We start from the raw sequence: 14,722 nt of genomic DNA, 5'->3' as shown, positions 1-14,722 counted from the left end.
TAGTTTACATACCCCAGCGCAAGGCTGCGGTATGTACCGGACTATCCCAATGTTGTTTTATTTCATCATCCAGCAAGCATAATGTAATAGAAGTGCCTGCCATATCTAACGCAGTGACATAGTTACCAACTAATGAGCGGCTGATTTTAACGCCATGATTGTGAAACAGCTTTGCGGCTGTGTTGTAAATTAAGTAAAGTTCCATTAAAGGCGTTGCGCCAAATCCGTTAATTAACAGCAAAGCTTCGCTGTTTAGGTGGATATTTCTGGCTTTAAAATCTGCCAATATCGCATCAACACAATCATTCACAATCGCGTCGGCTTCGCGCATGGTTTCACGTCTGCGCCCGGGTTCGCCATGAATGCCCACACCCATTTCAATTTCAGTGTCTGCAATATCAAAAGTAGGGCGGCCAGCAGCTGGTACGGTGCAACTGGTCAATGCCACGCCAATGCTGGCAGTGCGTTGGTTCACTTTGTCACCTAAGGCCTTACAGGCTGCTAGATTCGCCCCAGTTTCTGCCAAACTGCCCACACATTTTTCGATAATCATGGTGCCAGCCACACCGCGCCGACCTGTGGTGTAAGTACTATTGATTACTGCGCAATCATCGCTTGTTAATACCGTCGCGTTTTCGAAAGGCAACATTTCAGCCGCCATTTCAAAATTCATCACATCGCCCGCGTAGTTTTTAACGATAAATAAAACGCCCATATCTGCATGCACAGCTTCCGCTGCTGTAAGCATTTGATCTGGCGTAGGCGATGTAAACACATGACCTGGACACGCTGCATCTAGCATGCCGAAGCCAATATAACCTGCATGTAGCGGCTCATGCCCAGAGCCGCCGCCAGAAATAATGGCGACTTTGTTTTTTGGAGTGCTTTTTGATGCGTTTTTACGTGTTAAGTAAGTCGGTTCTAAATGTAGTGTGACTAAATCGCTATGTGCGCTGGCAAAACCAGATAAGCTTTCAACTAAAAGGTTATCGACATTGTTAATAAATTTTTTCATTTAATTTTTGCCTTTAATCAATAAATCGCACACCGCATACACCATCACTTGGCAGCTTTTTGCGCCTGCGTCCAAATGCCCGATTGCACGTTCGCCCAAACCGGCCGCGCGACCTTTGGTGGCGATTAAGTTGCGGGTGGATTCTAAACCGGAATCGGCAGCCAGCTTGATTGCACTGCAAATTTCAGCCATATTTTTACTTTCTGCCGCACTTAAAGTGAAGGTGGTGGAAACCGGAATCAGCACATCCAGCATGGTTTTTTCGCCTAAATCTGCTTTGCCGCGCTGCATAATGTTTTGCACGCCAGCGGCAAATGCGGCGGCTATTTCAAGTGGATTGTTGCCATCATTTTGTTTAATCACTTTTGCCATACCCATAAAAAAACTGGCAAACAATGGCCCGGAAGCGCCGCCAATTGTGCTGAGTAGCTTTATGCCGATTTTGTTTAAGGCTTCATCGGCTGGCAAAGGCAATAATTCGTTGTACATGCCTGCAACGGTTTCGGTGCCACGCTTCATGTTGATGTAATGGTCGCCATCACCAATTGCGCGGTCTAATGATTCTATTTCAGATTCGTTGGCGACAATTGCGGCGTGTATTGCCAAGCTGGCAGATAATATAAAAGCAGTTTTCATGTGGGTAGTGTAAAACTAAAGCTTTAGTTTTTAAACCTTTTTGAGATGCTCTCGATAAAACTTTAGCTGTCAGATGTGATTAACTCAGATACGCGGGCTCTAAGGACGGGAATGAGTTCTTCTTCAAACCAAGGGTTTCGCTTGAGCCATAAATTGTTGCGTGGGCTGGGGTGTGGCAACGGCACAATGTGCGGCCAGTGATTTCGCCAAGCTTGAACCGCCTCTGTGAGTGAGTTGCCATTGCCCGGTAGGTGATATGCCAGCGCGTACTGCCCGATGACCAGGGTAAGTTGCACATTATTCAAGTGAGAGAGTAATTCTTCTCTCCAAGCCGGAGCGCATTCTGGGCGTGGCGGCAAATCACCAGACTTGCCTGTTCCGGGATAACAGAATCCCATGGGTAGAAGGGCTATTTGTTTGGCATTGTAGAATACTTCACGCGAGACTCCCAACCAAGAGCGAAGCCTGTCACCGCTGGCATCGTTGAATGGTATACCCGTTTCGTGAACTTTTCTGCCGGGAGCTTGACCAGCGATAAGGATACGAGCCAAAGAGTCCGCCTGAACAACAGGGCGAGGGCCAAGTGGTAAGTGCTCTGCACAAAGCGTACAAGCGCGGACTTCGGTGAGGAGTTGTACAAGTGAGGTCATTTGACGGTTCTGGCGGCAAACGCCTGCGTTAAGGCGACCCTTGAAGCGGATTGGATGAATGGTTAGCCAGCACTCTTACCATGCATGTGTTTGGCATTTGTATACTACTGATGGTTACTATCTGTCGCTCGATAACGGAAAAGCTATTTTTGGAAAAAAACTGCTCTGCGGCCAAACTGAGTACATCGGCATCGTCAGGTATGAAGTTGTGGATATGCATGTTGTGCGGGTTAGTGCTTGGCATAAGGGGCTGGCTTTTCTATGTTGTTTTTGCGGCGTAAGCATCCATAACTCGTGCCGAATAAACCAGCGCGGCACCAGCATTGACGCTGATGGTAACACTAAGGGTTTCCATAATTTCCTCTCGGGTTGCTCCATGTTTCACCGCAGCATCCGTATGCACAGCGATGCAGCCATCGCATTGGCGGGTGACTGCTACCGCAAGCGCAATCAATTCACGTGTCTTATCACTCAGTTGTGTAGTCTTTGCGCCTGCATTACTGAGAGTCCCGTAGCCTCGAACTGTGTCCGGACTGATCTTTGCTATATCGCCGATGGTGGCAAGTAGTTGTTTGTGGTAATCGCTCCAGTCGAGCATCATTTTGAATCCTCCCTTTGTTAAAAAACAGGTCTTTCCACTTAACGTGAATCAGGGGCACTATTGAAATTTAATAAAAATCATGATGCAAATTAATTTCAGTACTGCTTAAATTTAAAAACAAATCTGACGAATATTGAGCCTTTAGCAGCAACGTCAAAGTTGCTGGATGTCCGCGCGATAAAATTCGTCTAGGGCATACAGCATTCCCACGAAACAGGCTTGTGTTGAGTGGATTAAACGCCACATTTCGCATTTTTACAAGGCGCACCCAAAAGAATTGAGAGTGCGACTTTTAGGTATTTTTAACGCATTTGACGATGGAGGATTAGGTTTTTCTAATACACAAAATCAGGCTAAAAGTGCGTTATTTCTTTTGTGTAATTTGAAGCGAGTTTGAAAATATTCACTTGATACAATCATATGTTGCGGTATTGTAACGGTTATAACTTTAAACTTAAGATTGGTATAAGGATATTTAAAGCATGGCAAATTTTCAGCAATATCGCGTTAATGGTAAAAAATTCTCATTAAAGAGTATTAAGCCAAACGATAAATCGGAACGCGGCGCGACGAAAGAAGTAGATGCGCTGGAGCTTGCAAAGCTCGCCAGTAAGATTAACGCATTGCAGGATATTTTATACGCGCAGGGCAAGCATAAGGTTCTGCTGATTTTGCAGGGCATGGATGCCAGCGGCAAAGATGGTACGGTGCGGCATGTCTTTAGTGAGTGCGATCCGCTGGGTATTCGCCTAGCCAGTTTTAAAGGCCCGACGGAAGAAGAATTGGCTTATGACTATTTGTGGCGCGTGCATAAACAAGTGCCGCAAAAAGGTGAGATTGTGATTTTTAATCGCAGCCATTATGAAGACGTGTTGATTGTAAAAGTGCACAATTGGATTGATGATGCGGAGTGTAAGCGCCGTTATGCGCAGATTAACGCGTTTGAAAAACAGTTAACTGGAACAGGAACGGTAATTATCAAGTGCTATTTGCATATTTCAAAAGCAGAGCAAAAATTGCGCATGCAAGATAGATTGAATGACCCGACCAAAACCTGGAAATTTAACCCAAATGATTTAAAGGAACGCGCACTTTGGCCGCAATACATGCAGGCTTATGAAAATGCGATGACAGCAACCAGCACCAGTTACGCTCCTTGGTATGTAGTGCCAGCAGATTCTAAAAAAAATCGCAACCTGTTGATTTCACGCTTATTATTAAGCGCGTTAAAAAAACTGCAATTAGACTATCCGCCTGTTCCTGCTGAATTTAAAACGATCACCATAGATGATTAATTAACTATTATGAGTTTACGTCTCCGATTAAATTTGTTGATCACTGCCTTGCTATTGTTGTTTATGCTGGGGGTAGGTTATGTCATTTTAAAAGGCACTAAATCATCGATTCAAGAAGGCGTGGAAGCGGCAACCAGGGTCACTGTACAACTGCTGGATACGGTTGTTGTAAGCTCGATTCAAAACCCGGAATGGGGTTACACGCATGATGTGATGCGGCGTTTTTTAGAACATTTGGGCCATGTGCGTAGCAATGAGATTTACCTGTATAGCTTAAATGGCGCATTGCTTTTTCAATCGCCTCCTTCCAAATATCGTGCAGATATAACGCCTCCAGAATGGTTTGAACACATGTTGAATCCACATGAACCATCTGTTTCGCGTTTGATTCGTTTCGGCAAGTTAATCGTAAACCCTAACCCGGCAGGCGCGATACGCGAGGCTTGGAGCAAAATGCGTATTCTGTTTTGGGTGGGTCTTGGGTTTTTTATTTTGTTAAATGGAATTGTGTATTGGATGTTAGGGCGCTGGCTGCAGCCCTTACAGCCTATGTTAAAAGCCATTAATCAAATGGAGCAGGGCGATTTGTCGGCACGTTTACCGCGTTTTAATTTGCCAGAATTTGATTCGATTGCCAAAAACTTTAACTTGATGGGCGAATCGCTGCAAAAAAGCACTTCTGAAAATCAACGCCTGGCACTGATTGCGCAGCAAACGGCAGATGCGATGATGATTCACGACTTGAATGGCAACATTTCGTTTTGGAATATGGCTGCACAAAAGATATTTGGCTACGCGCCACAAGATATCATTGGTAAATCTGCCAGCACATTAATACCAAAAGGGCAGGAGCGTGATTTGATTGAAAACAGGCGCGCCATTAACGATAGGCGTAATGTAGAAAATCACGATACGCAGCGTCAGGCGCGGGATGGCAGAATCATTGACGTATCGATTTCTGCAGCGCCTTTGATTGATCCGGTGAGCAATCAGGTCATCGGTGATATTTCCAGCATGCGTGATATTACCGAACGTAAGCAAGTGGAAATCGCAGAACGAAAAGCAGCGACAGCGGAAAGTAAGTTAGAAGAAAATCGCCAGATTACGCATTTGATTCAAAAACATATTGAAGATGAACGCCGTAGTTTGGCGCGTGAATTGCATGATGAACTTGGGCAATATGTCACTGCGATTAAAACGTTTGCGGTTGCCATTGCCAATAAAACCAAAGAAAAAGCGCCAGAAGTAGAAGCCAGCGCACAAACCATTGTGGCCGCCGCCAATCATATTTATGATGGCATGCATAATATTATTCGGCAATTACGGCCAGGTTCACTGGATAATTTAGGCTTAAGTGAGACCTTAAAAGATACGATTAATAATTTGCAGAAACAATACCCTAACTTAAAAATTAGCTTAGATTTATCGGGTAATTTAGAAGGTTTGGGTGAAAGTTTAAACATTAATATTTATCGCATTGTGCAAGAATCGATTAATAATGCCATCAAGCATTCCGAAGCCAAGCATATTGATGTGAAATTGGTGGTGGACGAAAAAGGCGCGCTGGAACTGACGATTAAAGATGATGGAATCGGTATGAATGTTGACTCAGTTGATCAGAGTAATCATTTCGGATTATTGGGCATGCGTGAACGTGTGCAGGGATTTAAAGGTAGTTTTACAGTAAACTCTGAGCTTAGTAACCAATCAATAGCTAAAGTTGGTCGTAAAGCTTCAGGCGTTAAAAAAGCGGACGATGTAAAGACAGGAACAACGATTCACATTTATATCCCGCAAGCTGTAGAGGTTTAAAAGCTGCAAATTGCAAATGTAAATTAACGTATAAAAGTAACCAGTAAAAAGTAATTAACTAGGACAAAAAATGAGTCAAATCAATGTGATGCTAGTCGACGACCACGCGGTAGTGCGCATGGGTTTTAAAATGTTACTTGAATCGGCCAGTGAAATTAAAGTCATCGTAGAAGCTGAGAATGGCGAAAATGCGATTAAAAGTTATGTAGAATTTAAGCCGGATGTGGTGGTGATGGATATCACCATGCCAGGCATTGGTGGCATGGAGGCGATTGATCGCATTCTGTCCAAGGATAGTAATGCAAAGATTTTGGTATTATCCGCGCATGAAGATTCGGTACATCCTAAACGTGTGCTCAATGCTGGCGCAATGGGTTATTTAACCAAGCGCAGTGCAGCCGAAGAGTTGATAAAAGCGATTCGTACCGTGGCAAGTGGCAAAAAATATATCGAAGCCAGCATTGCGCAGCAAATGGCAATACAGCAATTGTCGGGCGAGCAAAATCCAGTAGATGTATTAAGCGAACGTGAATTTGAGGTGTTTATGTCGTTGGCAAAAGGCAAAACCACCAATGAAATCGCGGAAACTTTGTTTTTGAGCCCACGTACAGTCGGCACGCATTTATACAATATCAAGCAAAAATTAAATGCCAATAATTCGGCAGAAATTGCACTGATAGCGATGCGGAGCGGCTTAATTGACCCTTGATTAATACTGTAGAAAACTCTATTAATTAAGTATAAAACTTAGCACTAAAAAGTGGTTAATTTTTTTACTAATTGATTTTATAACGCGCAATATTTAACTCGCCAGGACTGGCTATTTCAACTAGGGCGATGCTACCGCTGGGTAGTTTGCCAAATTCAGGTGGAATTAAAAATGTAATGACTTGCGCAGTCTGTGCCGAATCTGTTTGATTGTTCGGCGTAACTCTATTTGTATTTTCCGATTTTATTGCGCTGGTTTTTATCACACCAGTCGCCACACGCCACAGTTTCCATTCTCGTTGTTTGGGTAATGAAGTCGAGCCCAATAATTGTGCTTTTGTGAAGACAGCGGCTTTTTCTTCACCAATCAATAAATTAAACAATTCAACTGGTACTAATGGATTGCTTTGCACCACTGCAATTGGCGTTTCAGTCTCGGTTAACTGTTCGGGCAAGGGCTCTGCAATAGGTTTCAACTCTTCGAATCTTGCATTCGCAAAAGCCAGTTTATAAGGATCAATTTGTATTTCATTTATCGGCGTGTTTTTTTGTAACATGGCATTTTGCTGAGTAGCATGGGGTGCTGCCAGATTTTGTAATGCTGAGTTTTGTAGTGCTAGATTTTGTTGGGACAAACTTTGTAGTGCAGTAGCTTGTTGTGTTGCGGAATTATTTGTGAGATCGGTTTTCTTGTTTTGCGCAAATCTGTCCTGCTCGTCCAACTCTTGTACACCCATGGCATTTGCAACGGCATTATCTGCGACACTCGTCGCAATAGAGCGCGCAATTTGCTGCGCGATAGTGCCACCTAAACAGCCAGTTAGCAAAACGCTGATGCTTATTAGCAGAACAATGCTTTTGAAGGTTATAAAAAATTTAATCATCAAATTACAATTGAATTATCAAATGCCAAATAAAAGGTTTATAACGCGGAAAGTTGAGGTTACTGCTAACTAAAACAAAAGTCTAGTCACTTGTTGGCGTAGCTTGTTAGTGCAGTGAAAGAGTTAAATTAGATTGGTGTTTTAAAGCGTGTTAGTACGCATTATTGTGTTGTTTTTGTTGAGTTATTTGTGGTGTTGACGCTAATAATGCCACTTAAAATAATCAAGCCGATGGCAAACCATTCTGACCATGTGAGCTGTTCATCCCAAAAAAGCATACCAAATAAGCTGGCTAAAACTACCGTGACATAAGCCAAGCTGGCGACCGTTAGTGTGCTGCCAGTGCGATACGCTCTGGTCAGCGCAAGCTGTGCGATAGTGGCCGATAAGCCCAGCCCGATTAATATAGGTAAATCGCTCCAGTCAACAGCGGTAAAATGCTGCAAAAGCATCCATAAACCGCTGCCGATTGTCGATACCAAGGTGAAATAAAATACCGTGCGCCAATCCGGTTCGAATACATTGCCTAGTTGTTTGACGTGAATATAGGCAACTGCCGCGCCTATGCCAGAAAGTAAGCCCAGCGCGCCTGCCAGCACATCACTATTATTGAAAGTGGGTTTAAGCAAAATGACAATGCCGATAAATCCCAAAACCACGGCCCCATATAAACTTTTTTTGGCAAAGCTTTTATGGGTTGCATTTTGTTTATGTTCCATCTGCAGCATAAACGGCATAAATAAAGCCAAAAACAGCGGAGAGGTGTAGTTAAGCGTGATAGCTGTTGCTAGTGGTAGGTGCGCGATGGCATAAAAGAATAAAACCAATGCTGCAAAACCGACTAAAGAGCGCGACATCTGCTTGGCCATTACAGGTGTTCTAAGCGATAGTTTTCTTGCAAAAATAAAGGCGTAAATAGCGATTAAGCCAAATGCAGAGCGATAAAAAACCAGTTCCGCACTACTGAATTTGGTTGCACCCACTTTGACCAATGCGCCCATAATCGCAAAGCCCAATGCAGCAACCAACATCCATAAACTACCTAGATTAGGTAGCTTCACAAAAACCGCAGTTTCATCAATTTAGCCATTTATTCATGCGGAGCCAAATGCTGTTTCATTTGTCTGCGATACCACAGATGAAAATGCTCTAAACCGCTTTCTAAAGGATGCTGATAGGGGCCTGATTCATTTAAGCCCAGCGCAAATAAACCTTTGCGCCCATCATGCATGCGCTGGCAAATCTCTTCATCTTCAACCGCTGTTTCGTTATAAGCGGCTTGCTGTGCTTTAACATACTCACGCTCAAACAAGGCAATATCTTCCGGGTAATAAAACTCAACTACGTTGCTGCAAGTGTCTACGCCAGTTGGGATTAAATGCGAAACCACCAGCACATTCGGATACCACTCAATCATCAAAAATGGATAGTACACAAACCAGATGGCGCCGTATTTAGGTGGCGTTTCGCCGTGTAGATTAGTGACTGCGGTTTGCCATGCTTGATAGGTCGGCGATTGATGTTGTTCGGCTTCTGACTTATAGCCAACCGTTTGCACGCTGTAATTCTCACCAAAACTCCAGCTTAAGTCAGTGCAATCCACAAACGCATTCAATCCTGGATGAAAAGGCCCAACGTGATAGTCCTCTAAATACACTTCAATAAATGTTTTCCAGTTGAAGTTGTAATGTGCAATATTCACGTTATCCAAATGATAATTGGTGAAATCGAAATCTTGCTTACAGCCCAGTTGATTCAACTCTTTAATAAGATTACGCGATGAGTTGGATGTCTTTGAGTCTTCAAACAGCATGCCTTGCCAGTTTTGTAACGGTGTTTTATGCAAATGCAAACAAGGGTTTTGCGCAAAATGTGGTGCGCCTAGTAATTGACCATTTAAATCATATGTCCAGCGATGCAATGGACAGACAATATGATTGGTATTACCGCGACCAGTCAGTATCACTGCCTGACGATGGCGGCAGATATTGCTTAATAATGCAATTTCATCTGCCTGATTGGTGAGCGCTTTCGCATTATGCATCCAATCCAGCGTGTAATAATCGCCAGCATTAGGTACCATCAGCGCATGCCCGACATACTTAGGTGCATGGGCAAACAAATGCTGCTGTTCTAATGTGTAAATCTCTGGATCTGCATACCAGCTAACTGGTAGCTGTGGCGGTGCTTTGGATTGTTGAGTTAATGTTGCGACTGATGCCATAAAAATATAATTGCTTGAAAAATTAGACTATTGGATATTTAAAACTAATTTTCGAAACCAGTTACTTGAAAAACCAGCTTCCTGTAAAAGTGGATTTTGCTATTGAAATTAAATTATCTATAAATTAATTCAATGGCAAAACTTAACTGTCAAAAGAGCATTAAAAATAATGCCGTTTCTTAATCAAATGATAAGCGGCATTGAGTGAGTAACAAAACAGCAAAATTGGTTCAATATTTTAGTGTGCATACATAGGCTCGGTTAAATAAATCTAGTACACTTTCTGCTGCATTTTCTTGTACGCTTTGAAGGTGCAATATCTATCAATAATAACAAGGATAAAATATGGATTCAGCTAGTCAAAAAACCACTCCGATTATCTTTAAAGGCAATACAGCAGAGTATTTCGGTATCTGGATTGTTAACTTATTACTCACGATTTTAACACTGGGTATTTACTCCGCATGGGCTAAAGTTCGCCGTAAAAAATACTTTTATAACAATACTTTAATAGAGGATGTCGGCTTTGATTATCACGCCAAGCCAGTCTCTATTTTAAAAGGCCGCATTATTGCATTTATCTTCTTTTTTGGCTACAGCTTCAGCGCCAACATCAATCCAATCTTGCCGATTGTGTTTATGCTGATTTTGTTCGCTTTTATACCTTGGCTGGTTGTGCGTGGTTCTATTTTTAATGCCCGAAACAGTAGTCATCGCGGCTTGCGTTTCGATTTCATCGGCACGACGGGAGAAGCAGTTAAAGTATTTATTGTCCTGCCAATACTTATTATTTTTACTTTAGGCCTAATTATTCCCTATATCTCTCATCAGAAAAATCGCTTTTTGATGAACGGGCATCAATTCGGGTTAAGTCAGTTTGAAATGAGCAGCGTCGTTAAGCAGTTTTATAAAGTGTATTTAGTCGTATTGATTGTGCCTTTGCTCATCGGTATTTTGGCCGCGATTGCCATTCCTGCTTATCAGCAGTATGTAAAAAGAGCGCACAGTCAAAACGTGGTTAATATGCCAAACGTACAGCCTTTTGTTGCCATTCATAACCAAGCTAATATTGTTTTAGCTGCTAATGAAACGACAGAGGTGGCTGAATATCCTGCATCGGAATCTACAGAAGTCATGCCAACAGTGGAGCGTGTATATTCTGATAACGGTCCTGCACCAGAATCTGATTCGCAAATTGCGGCTGAAAATGCTGAGCAAGTGTCAGACGCTGAGGTAATAGACGAAACTCAGCCACAGATTGAATTGACGGAAGCAGAGCAAGAGGAAATGCTTGAAGAAATGATGCGGAATCAGCAGCAGAAGTCAGAAGAAAAAATGCGTGAAATGATGCTTAACCCTGCTGTATGGCTGGGTATGGCTATTGGTTTCGGCATATATGTGCTATTTATTTTTGGCTTTGCGGGCTATCTGCAAGCACGCATCGGGCAATTGGTTTGGAATAACACCACACTGGATAAGCTTTCATTTGATTGCCACTATCGTGCGCGTGATTTTATCTGGCTGTATTTCAGCAATATTGTAATTATTATGCTGACATTGGGGTTGGCAACGCCGTGGGCGCAAATTCGCATGGCGAGATATCGTGCGTCAAAATTACAAATCGTAGGCGATGTCGATTTTGACCAATTTGTAGGTGATAAAAAAGCCGAAGTGAAGGCCACTGGCGAAGAAATGGCTGAGATGTTTGATGTCGATTTATCTTTTGGTTAAGACTTAAGTCGTGTCTTTTCAGGCGGATTATTTTGATGGATTAAGGGCGCGTGCCAAGCCTGTGACGGTGCGCGTGAAGACATCACCTCATCTACATATTGCATTTGAAATCGCAAATGAGTCGCTAGCTTTTGCTTTGGCTGATTGTGATGTGCAAGCGAAACTGGGTAAAGCAAAGCGATTAATCGATTTGCCCAATGGTGGTCGTTTAGAAGCTGAAAATATTGATGTTTTAGAAGCGTTAATGCCGTTAAAAACCAATTTATTTTGGCGTGGGTTACACTATTTAGAAAACCATCTGGCCTTGGTTTTTGCATCATTGCTATTAACGGTATTTGCCGGTTGGCTTTTTTTGCAATTTGGCGTGCCAAAATTGGCGGAGGCGGTCGCAAAGGCTACGCCGCCTAGCATGGAAGCGCAATTGGGCGAACAAGTGCTGAAGGGCTTGGATCACAAGCTGGGATATTTTTCTCTCAGTGAAACAGACGTCACTCATAAAGCTGCGATTACCGCAGCATTAAGTAATCTCTGCAGCAAAGTAAAAAACTGCCCAGTTTATCGGCTGGAGTTTAGAAATGGCGGTGTAATCGGTGCCAATGCTTTTGCGTTGCCCGGCGGCATTATGGTGGTGACAGATGACTTGGTGAGGCTAGCTAAAAACGATACCGAAATTGTGGCTGTTTTAACGCATGAATTGGGTCATGTTCAGCAACGCCACGCGTTCAGGCAAAGCTTGCAAGGCGTGTTGGCGGGCTTGATTATTGCAGCAGTTACAGGCGATGTCAGTTCGGTGGCATCTGGTTTGCCAGCAGTATTGATGCAGATGCGCTATTCGCGCGAACATGAGTTGGAAGCGGATCGTTTTGCGTTAAGCGCGTTACAAAAAGCTTGTTTACCCACGCGTGCGTTTGCCGATATTCTGCAGCGCTTAGAAGCGCAGGCACTTGTAGCGACGAATGACAAAAATGCTAAACCTAAGCCTGGCTCCGATCCAAAGCAGAAAACACATTCAATTAGCGAGTTGCTATCTTCGCATCCCGATACGCAGTTGCGGATTCAACCTTTTTTACATATAGATTTGAATACAAAGCGAAATTGTACTTAAGCATCCGTCAATTCATGTCAAAATCTTGCTAAAAAGCGCCTTTTAGGCTAATCTCAATACTCATAAAAATAAAAAAATTAAAATAAGCCAGCGGCGACAAAGTTACCAAGGAGCAATTGCAATGAAAAACCCACTTGAATCAGTTGCAGGCACCATTATTTCGGGGCTAATACTCACTTTTGTCTTAGTGCTTTTCCTCAAAAACTTTTTAGTTACAGGGGGTTAATAATGGAACTCATGCCAGGAATCGTGCGTTGGATCCATTTGTTGTCCGGTATTACATGGATTGGTTTGTTATATTATTTTAATTTAGTGCAAATGGCGGCGCTAAAAGATGCTGCCGCAGATGGCACGGCTACTGGTATTACAAAGCATGTTGCGCCGCGCGCATTATTCTGGTTTCGCTGGTCTGCGGTTGTGACGTGGGTTGCGGGTGCTGGTCTGTTAGGTGCTGGTTTCACGGATGCGTTTTTATTGCGTAATGGTTATGAGGGCATTGGAATTGGTGCTTGGTTAGGTACGATTATGCTGTTTAATGTGTGGGTGCTAATTTGGCCAAATCAGCAGAAAATCTTGGGATTGGTGCCAGCCGATGATGGCGCCAAAGCCAAAGCTCGCCGTGTTGCGATGTTGGCATCACGTACGAATATGATGCTGTCTATCCCTATGTTGTTTTTTATGGCGAATGGACTAACGCATCGCGCAGCATTGGGATTGTAGCAATGATAAGGCAATAACGGCGGCCTTAGCCGCCGTTTTCTTTTTCGGTTTTAGATTTGTTTACATGTAAATGCCTTGTAGATAACTTATTGAATTTTTAAATTTAGAATAGAAATAAAATCATGTCGAATTTGACCAACAGTCATTTAATGAATACTTACAATCGGCAGCCAGTCACCTTTGTTAAAGGTGAGGGCGTATGGTTGTGGGACGAACAAGGTAATAAATATCTGGATGCGCTTGCGGGCGTGGCAGTAAACGGGCTTGGGCATGCGCACCCAAAGCTGGTGAAAGCCATATCCGATCAAGCCGCTAAGCTGATTCATGTGTCTAATATTTATCACATTGCCGAGCAAGAGGCTTTGGCTGATAAATTGGCTGAAATATCTGGCATGGATAAAGTGTTTTTCTGTAACTCGGGTTGTGAAGCGAATGAGGCCAGTATTAAATTGGCGCGTCTTTATGCACATAATAAAGGCATAGAAAACCCTGAAATTATTGTGATGGAGCGTTCTTTTCATGGCCGTACTATGGCGACACTTTCTGCTACGGGTAATCGCAAAGCGCAAGCCGGTTTTGAGCCGCTGGTGTCTGGCTTTATCCGCGTGCCATACGATGATTTAGAAGCCATTAAGCAAATAGCGTCGCGCAAAAACAACGTGGTGGCTATTTTAGTTGAGCCTGTACAGGGTGAGGGCGGCGTTCAGATTCCGACTGACTTGCAAGCTTACTTTGAGGGTTTGCGTAGCGTCTGTGATGAAAATGGCTGGTTGCTGATGTTAGATGAAGTGCAAAGCGGCATTGGCCGTACAGGTACTTGGTTCGCATTCCAGCATACAGGCGTGACACCTGACGTAATGAGCCTGGCTAAAGGCTTGGGCTCTGGCGTGCCGATTGGTGCCTGCGTAGCAAAAGGTGCGGCAGCGGATATATTCACTTATGGTAAACATGGCTCTACTTTTGGCGGAAACCCACTTGCCACGGCTGCTGGATTAGCCACTTTAAATGCAATTCAGGATGAGAGCCTGCGTGAAAATGCATTGAGAATGGGTGATTTGATTTCCGAAAAATTAAAAGCTGAATTGGCTGGTACGCAAGGTGTTGTGGTAATCCGCCATGCCGGTTTAATGGTTGGAATTGAGTTGGATAGGCCATGTGCTGATATTGTGAAAATGGCATTGGAAACGCAGCTATTAATTAATGTGACTGCTGATAAAGTGATACGCTTGTTGCCACCGTTGATGATTAACGAAGCAGAATCACTTGAATTGGTCGAGCGTTTGGTTAAGTTGATTAAACAGTTTCTGGCTCAATAAACTAGCTGTAATAAATTAGGTATAA

Annotated in this window: 15 protein-coding genes; 7 read left to right on the top strand and 8 right to left on the bottom strand. The window is 43.3% G+C overall.

All coding sequences use genetic code 11. The features are described 5' to 3' along the window. Window positions 1-4: 4 nt before the first annotated feature. The 5 genes from dhaK to K370_RS03505 form a co-directional block, all read right to left on the bottom strand. A complete protein-coding gene (dhaK, locus tag K370_RS03520; RefSeq protein WP_047538332.1) occupies window positions 5-1,015 on the bottom strand; it encodes a dihydroxyacetone kinase subunit DhaK in 1,011 nt (336 codons plus the stop codon). Then, a complete protein-coding gene (dhaL, locus tag K370_RS03515) occupies window positions 1,016-1,651 on the bottom strand; it encodes a dihydroxyacetone kinase subunit DhaL (RefSeq protein ID WP_047538329.1) in 636 nt (211 codons plus the stop codon). It lies immediately after the preceding gene. Between the two features lie 62 nt (window positions 1,652-1,713). Next, window positions 1,714-2,301, bottom strand: a complete 588-nt coding sequence (locus tag K370_RS03510) for a uracil-DNA glycosylase family protein (protein WP_047538326.1) — start codon at window positions 2,299-2,301, stop codon at window positions 1,714-1,716. A gap of 28 nt (window positions 2,302-2,329) precedes the next feature. Further along, window positions 2,330-2,545 carry a hypothetical protein gene (locus K370_RS12185; RefSeq protein ID WP_152603135.1) on the bottom strand — a complete coding sequence of 72 codons (216 nt, stop codon included), beginning with the start codon at window positions 2,543-2,545 and terminating at the stop codon, window positions 2,330-2,332. 15 nt (window positions 2,546-2,560) lie between these two features. After that, complete coding sequence (locus K370_RS03505) at window positions 2,561-2,899, bottom strand: carboxymuconolactone decarboxylase family protein (RefSeq protein ID WP_047538941.1); 339 nt, start codon at window positions 2,897-2,899, stop codon at window positions 2,561-2,563. Between the two features lie 485 nt (window positions 2,900-3,384). On the opposite strand from K370_RS03505, the gene K370_RS03500 reads away from it, so the two are divergent. The 3 genes from K370_RS03500 (at window position 3,385) to K370_RS03490 (ending at window position 6,718) form a co-directional block, all read left to right on the top strand. Then, entirely contained in the window at window positions 3,385-4,197 is an 813-nt protein-coding gene (locus K370_RS03500) for a polyphosphate kinase 2 family protein (protein ID WP_047538324.1), read from the top strand. A 9-nt stretch (window positions 4,198-4,206) separates the two neighbouring features. Then, window positions 4,207-6,009, top strand: a complete 1,803-nt coding sequence (locus K370_RS03495) for a PAS domain S-box protein (RefSeq protein WP_047538321.1) — start codon at window positions 4,207-4,209, stop codon at window positions 6,007-6,009. Window positions 6,010-6,079: 70 nt separating this feature from the next. Then, window positions 6,080-6,718 carry a response regulator transcription factor gene (locus K370_RS03490; protein WP_047538318.1) on the top strand — a complete coding sequence of 213 codons (639 nt, stop codon included), beginning with the start codon at window positions 6,080-6,082 and terminating at the stop codon, window positions 6,716-6,718. A 67-nt stretch (window positions 6,719-6,785) separates the two neighbouring features. On the opposite strand, the gene K370_RS03485 is transcribed toward K370_RS03490, so the two are convergent. The 3 genes from K370_RS03485 to K370_RS03475 form a co-directional block, all read right to left on the bottom strand. Next, window positions 6,786-7,544, bottom strand: coding sequence for a hypothetical protein (locus K370_RS03485; RefSeq protein WP_235272676.1), 759 nt, complete (start codon window positions 7,542-7,544; stop codon window positions 6,786-6,788). A gap of 218 nt (window positions 7,545-7,762) precedes the next feature. Further along, a complete protein-coding gene (locus tag K370_RS03480; protein WP_268747045.1) occupies window positions 7,763-8,662 on the bottom strand; it encodes a DMT family transporter in 900 nt (299 codons plus the stop codon). 29 nt (window positions 8,663-8,691) lie between these two features. After that, the gene (locus K370_RS03475; protein WP_047538309.1) at window positions 8,692-9,825 is read right to left on the bottom strand and encodes an aromatic ring-hydroxylating oxygenase subunit alpha; all 1,134 of its coding nucleotides are present in this window, start codon (window positions 9,823-9,825) and stop codon (window positions 8,692-8,694) included. A gap of 345 nt (window positions 9,826-10,170) precedes the next feature. Between K370_RS03475 and K370_RS11845 the strand changes: the two genes are divergently transcribed. The 4 genes from K370_RS11845 (at window position 10,171) to K370_RS03455 (ending at window position 14,697) form a co-directional block, all read left to right on the top strand. Next, on the top strand, window positions 10,171-11,556 hold the full coding sequence (locus K370_RS11845; protein WP_052185155.1) for a YjgN family protein: 1,386 nt from the start codon (window positions 10,171-10,173) through the stop codon (window positions 11,554-11,556). A 10-nt stretch (window positions 11,557-11,566) separates the two neighbouring features. Then, on the top strand, window positions 11,567-12,661 hold the full coding sequence (locus K370_RS03465) for a M48 family metallopeptidase (protein WP_052185154.1): 1,095 nt from the start codon (window positions 11,567-11,569) through the stop codon (window positions 12,659-12,661). A gap of 228 nt (window positions 12,662-12,889) precedes the next feature. Beyond that, window positions 12,890-13,381: a urate hydroxylase PuuD gene (locus tag K370_RS03460; RefSeq protein WP_047538306.1), complete on the top strand. Its 492-nt coding sequence runs from the start codon at window positions 12,890-12,892 to the stop codon at window positions 13,379-13,381. A 122-nt stretch (window positions 13,382-13,503) separates the two neighbouring features. Further along, on the top strand, window positions 13,504-14,697 hold the full coding sequence (locus K370_RS03455) for an aspartate aminotransferase family protein (protein ID WP_047538301.1): 1,194 nt from the start codon (window positions 13,504-13,506) through the stop codon (window positions 14,695-14,697). Window positions 14,698-14,722: the final 25 nt, after the last annotated feature.

The organism is Methylotenera versatilis 7 (assembly GCF_000799165.1).
Lineage (GTDB): Bacteria > Pseudomonadota > Gammaproteobacteria > Burkholderiales > Methylophilaceae > Methylotenera_A > Methylotenera_A versatilis_A.
The sequence above is the reverse complement of the archived record's forward strand: the minus strand, read 5'-3'. Positions and strand labels throughout refer to the sequence as shown.

Coding starts and splice junctions, on each gene's coding strand:
- K370_RS03495 (WP_047538321.1), top strand. CDS start 4,207: ATGAGTTTACGTCTCCGATTAAATTTGTTGATCACTGCCTTGCTATTG.
- K370_RS03460 (WP_047538306.1), top strand. CDS start 12,890: ATGGAACTCATGCCAGGAATCGTGCGTTGGATCCATTTGTTGTCCGGT.
- K370_RS03500 (WP_047538324.1), top strand. CDS start 3,385: ATGGCAAATTTTCAGCAATATCGCGTTAATGGTAAAAAATTCTCATTA.
- K370_RS03505 (WP_047538941.1), bottom strand. CDS start 2,899: ATGCTCGACTGGAGCGATTACCACAAACAACTACTTGCCACCATCGGC.
- dhaL (WP_047538329.1), bottom strand. CDS start 1,651: ATGAAAACTGCTTTTATATTATCTGCCAGCTTGGCAATACACGCCGCA.
- K370_RS03510 (WP_047538326.1), bottom strand. CDS start 2,301: ATGACCTCACTTGTACAACTCCTCACCGAAGTCCGCGCTTGTACGCTT.
- K370_RS03475 (WP_047538309.1), bottom strand. CDS start 9,825: ATGGCATCAGTCGCAACATTAACTCAACAATCCAAAGCACCGCCACAG.
- dhaK (WP_047538332.1), bottom strand. CDS start 1,015: ATGAAAAAATTTATTAACAATGTCGATAACCTTTTAGTTGAAAGCTTA.
- K370_RS03455 (WP_047538301.1), top strand. CDS start 13,504: ATGTCGAATTTGACCAACAGTCATTTAATGAATACTTACAATCGGCAG.
- K370_RS03490 (WP_047538318.1), top strand. CDS start 6,080: ATGAGTCAAATCAATGTGATGCTAGTCGACGACCACGCGGTAGTGCGC.
- K370_RS11845 (WP_052185155.1), top strand. CDS start 10,171: ATGGATTCAGCTAGTCAAAAAACCACTCCGATTATCTTTAAAGGCAAT.
- K370_RS12185 (WP_152603135.1), bottom strand. CDS start 2,545: ATGCCAAGCACTAACCCGCACAACATGCATATCCACAACTTCATACCT.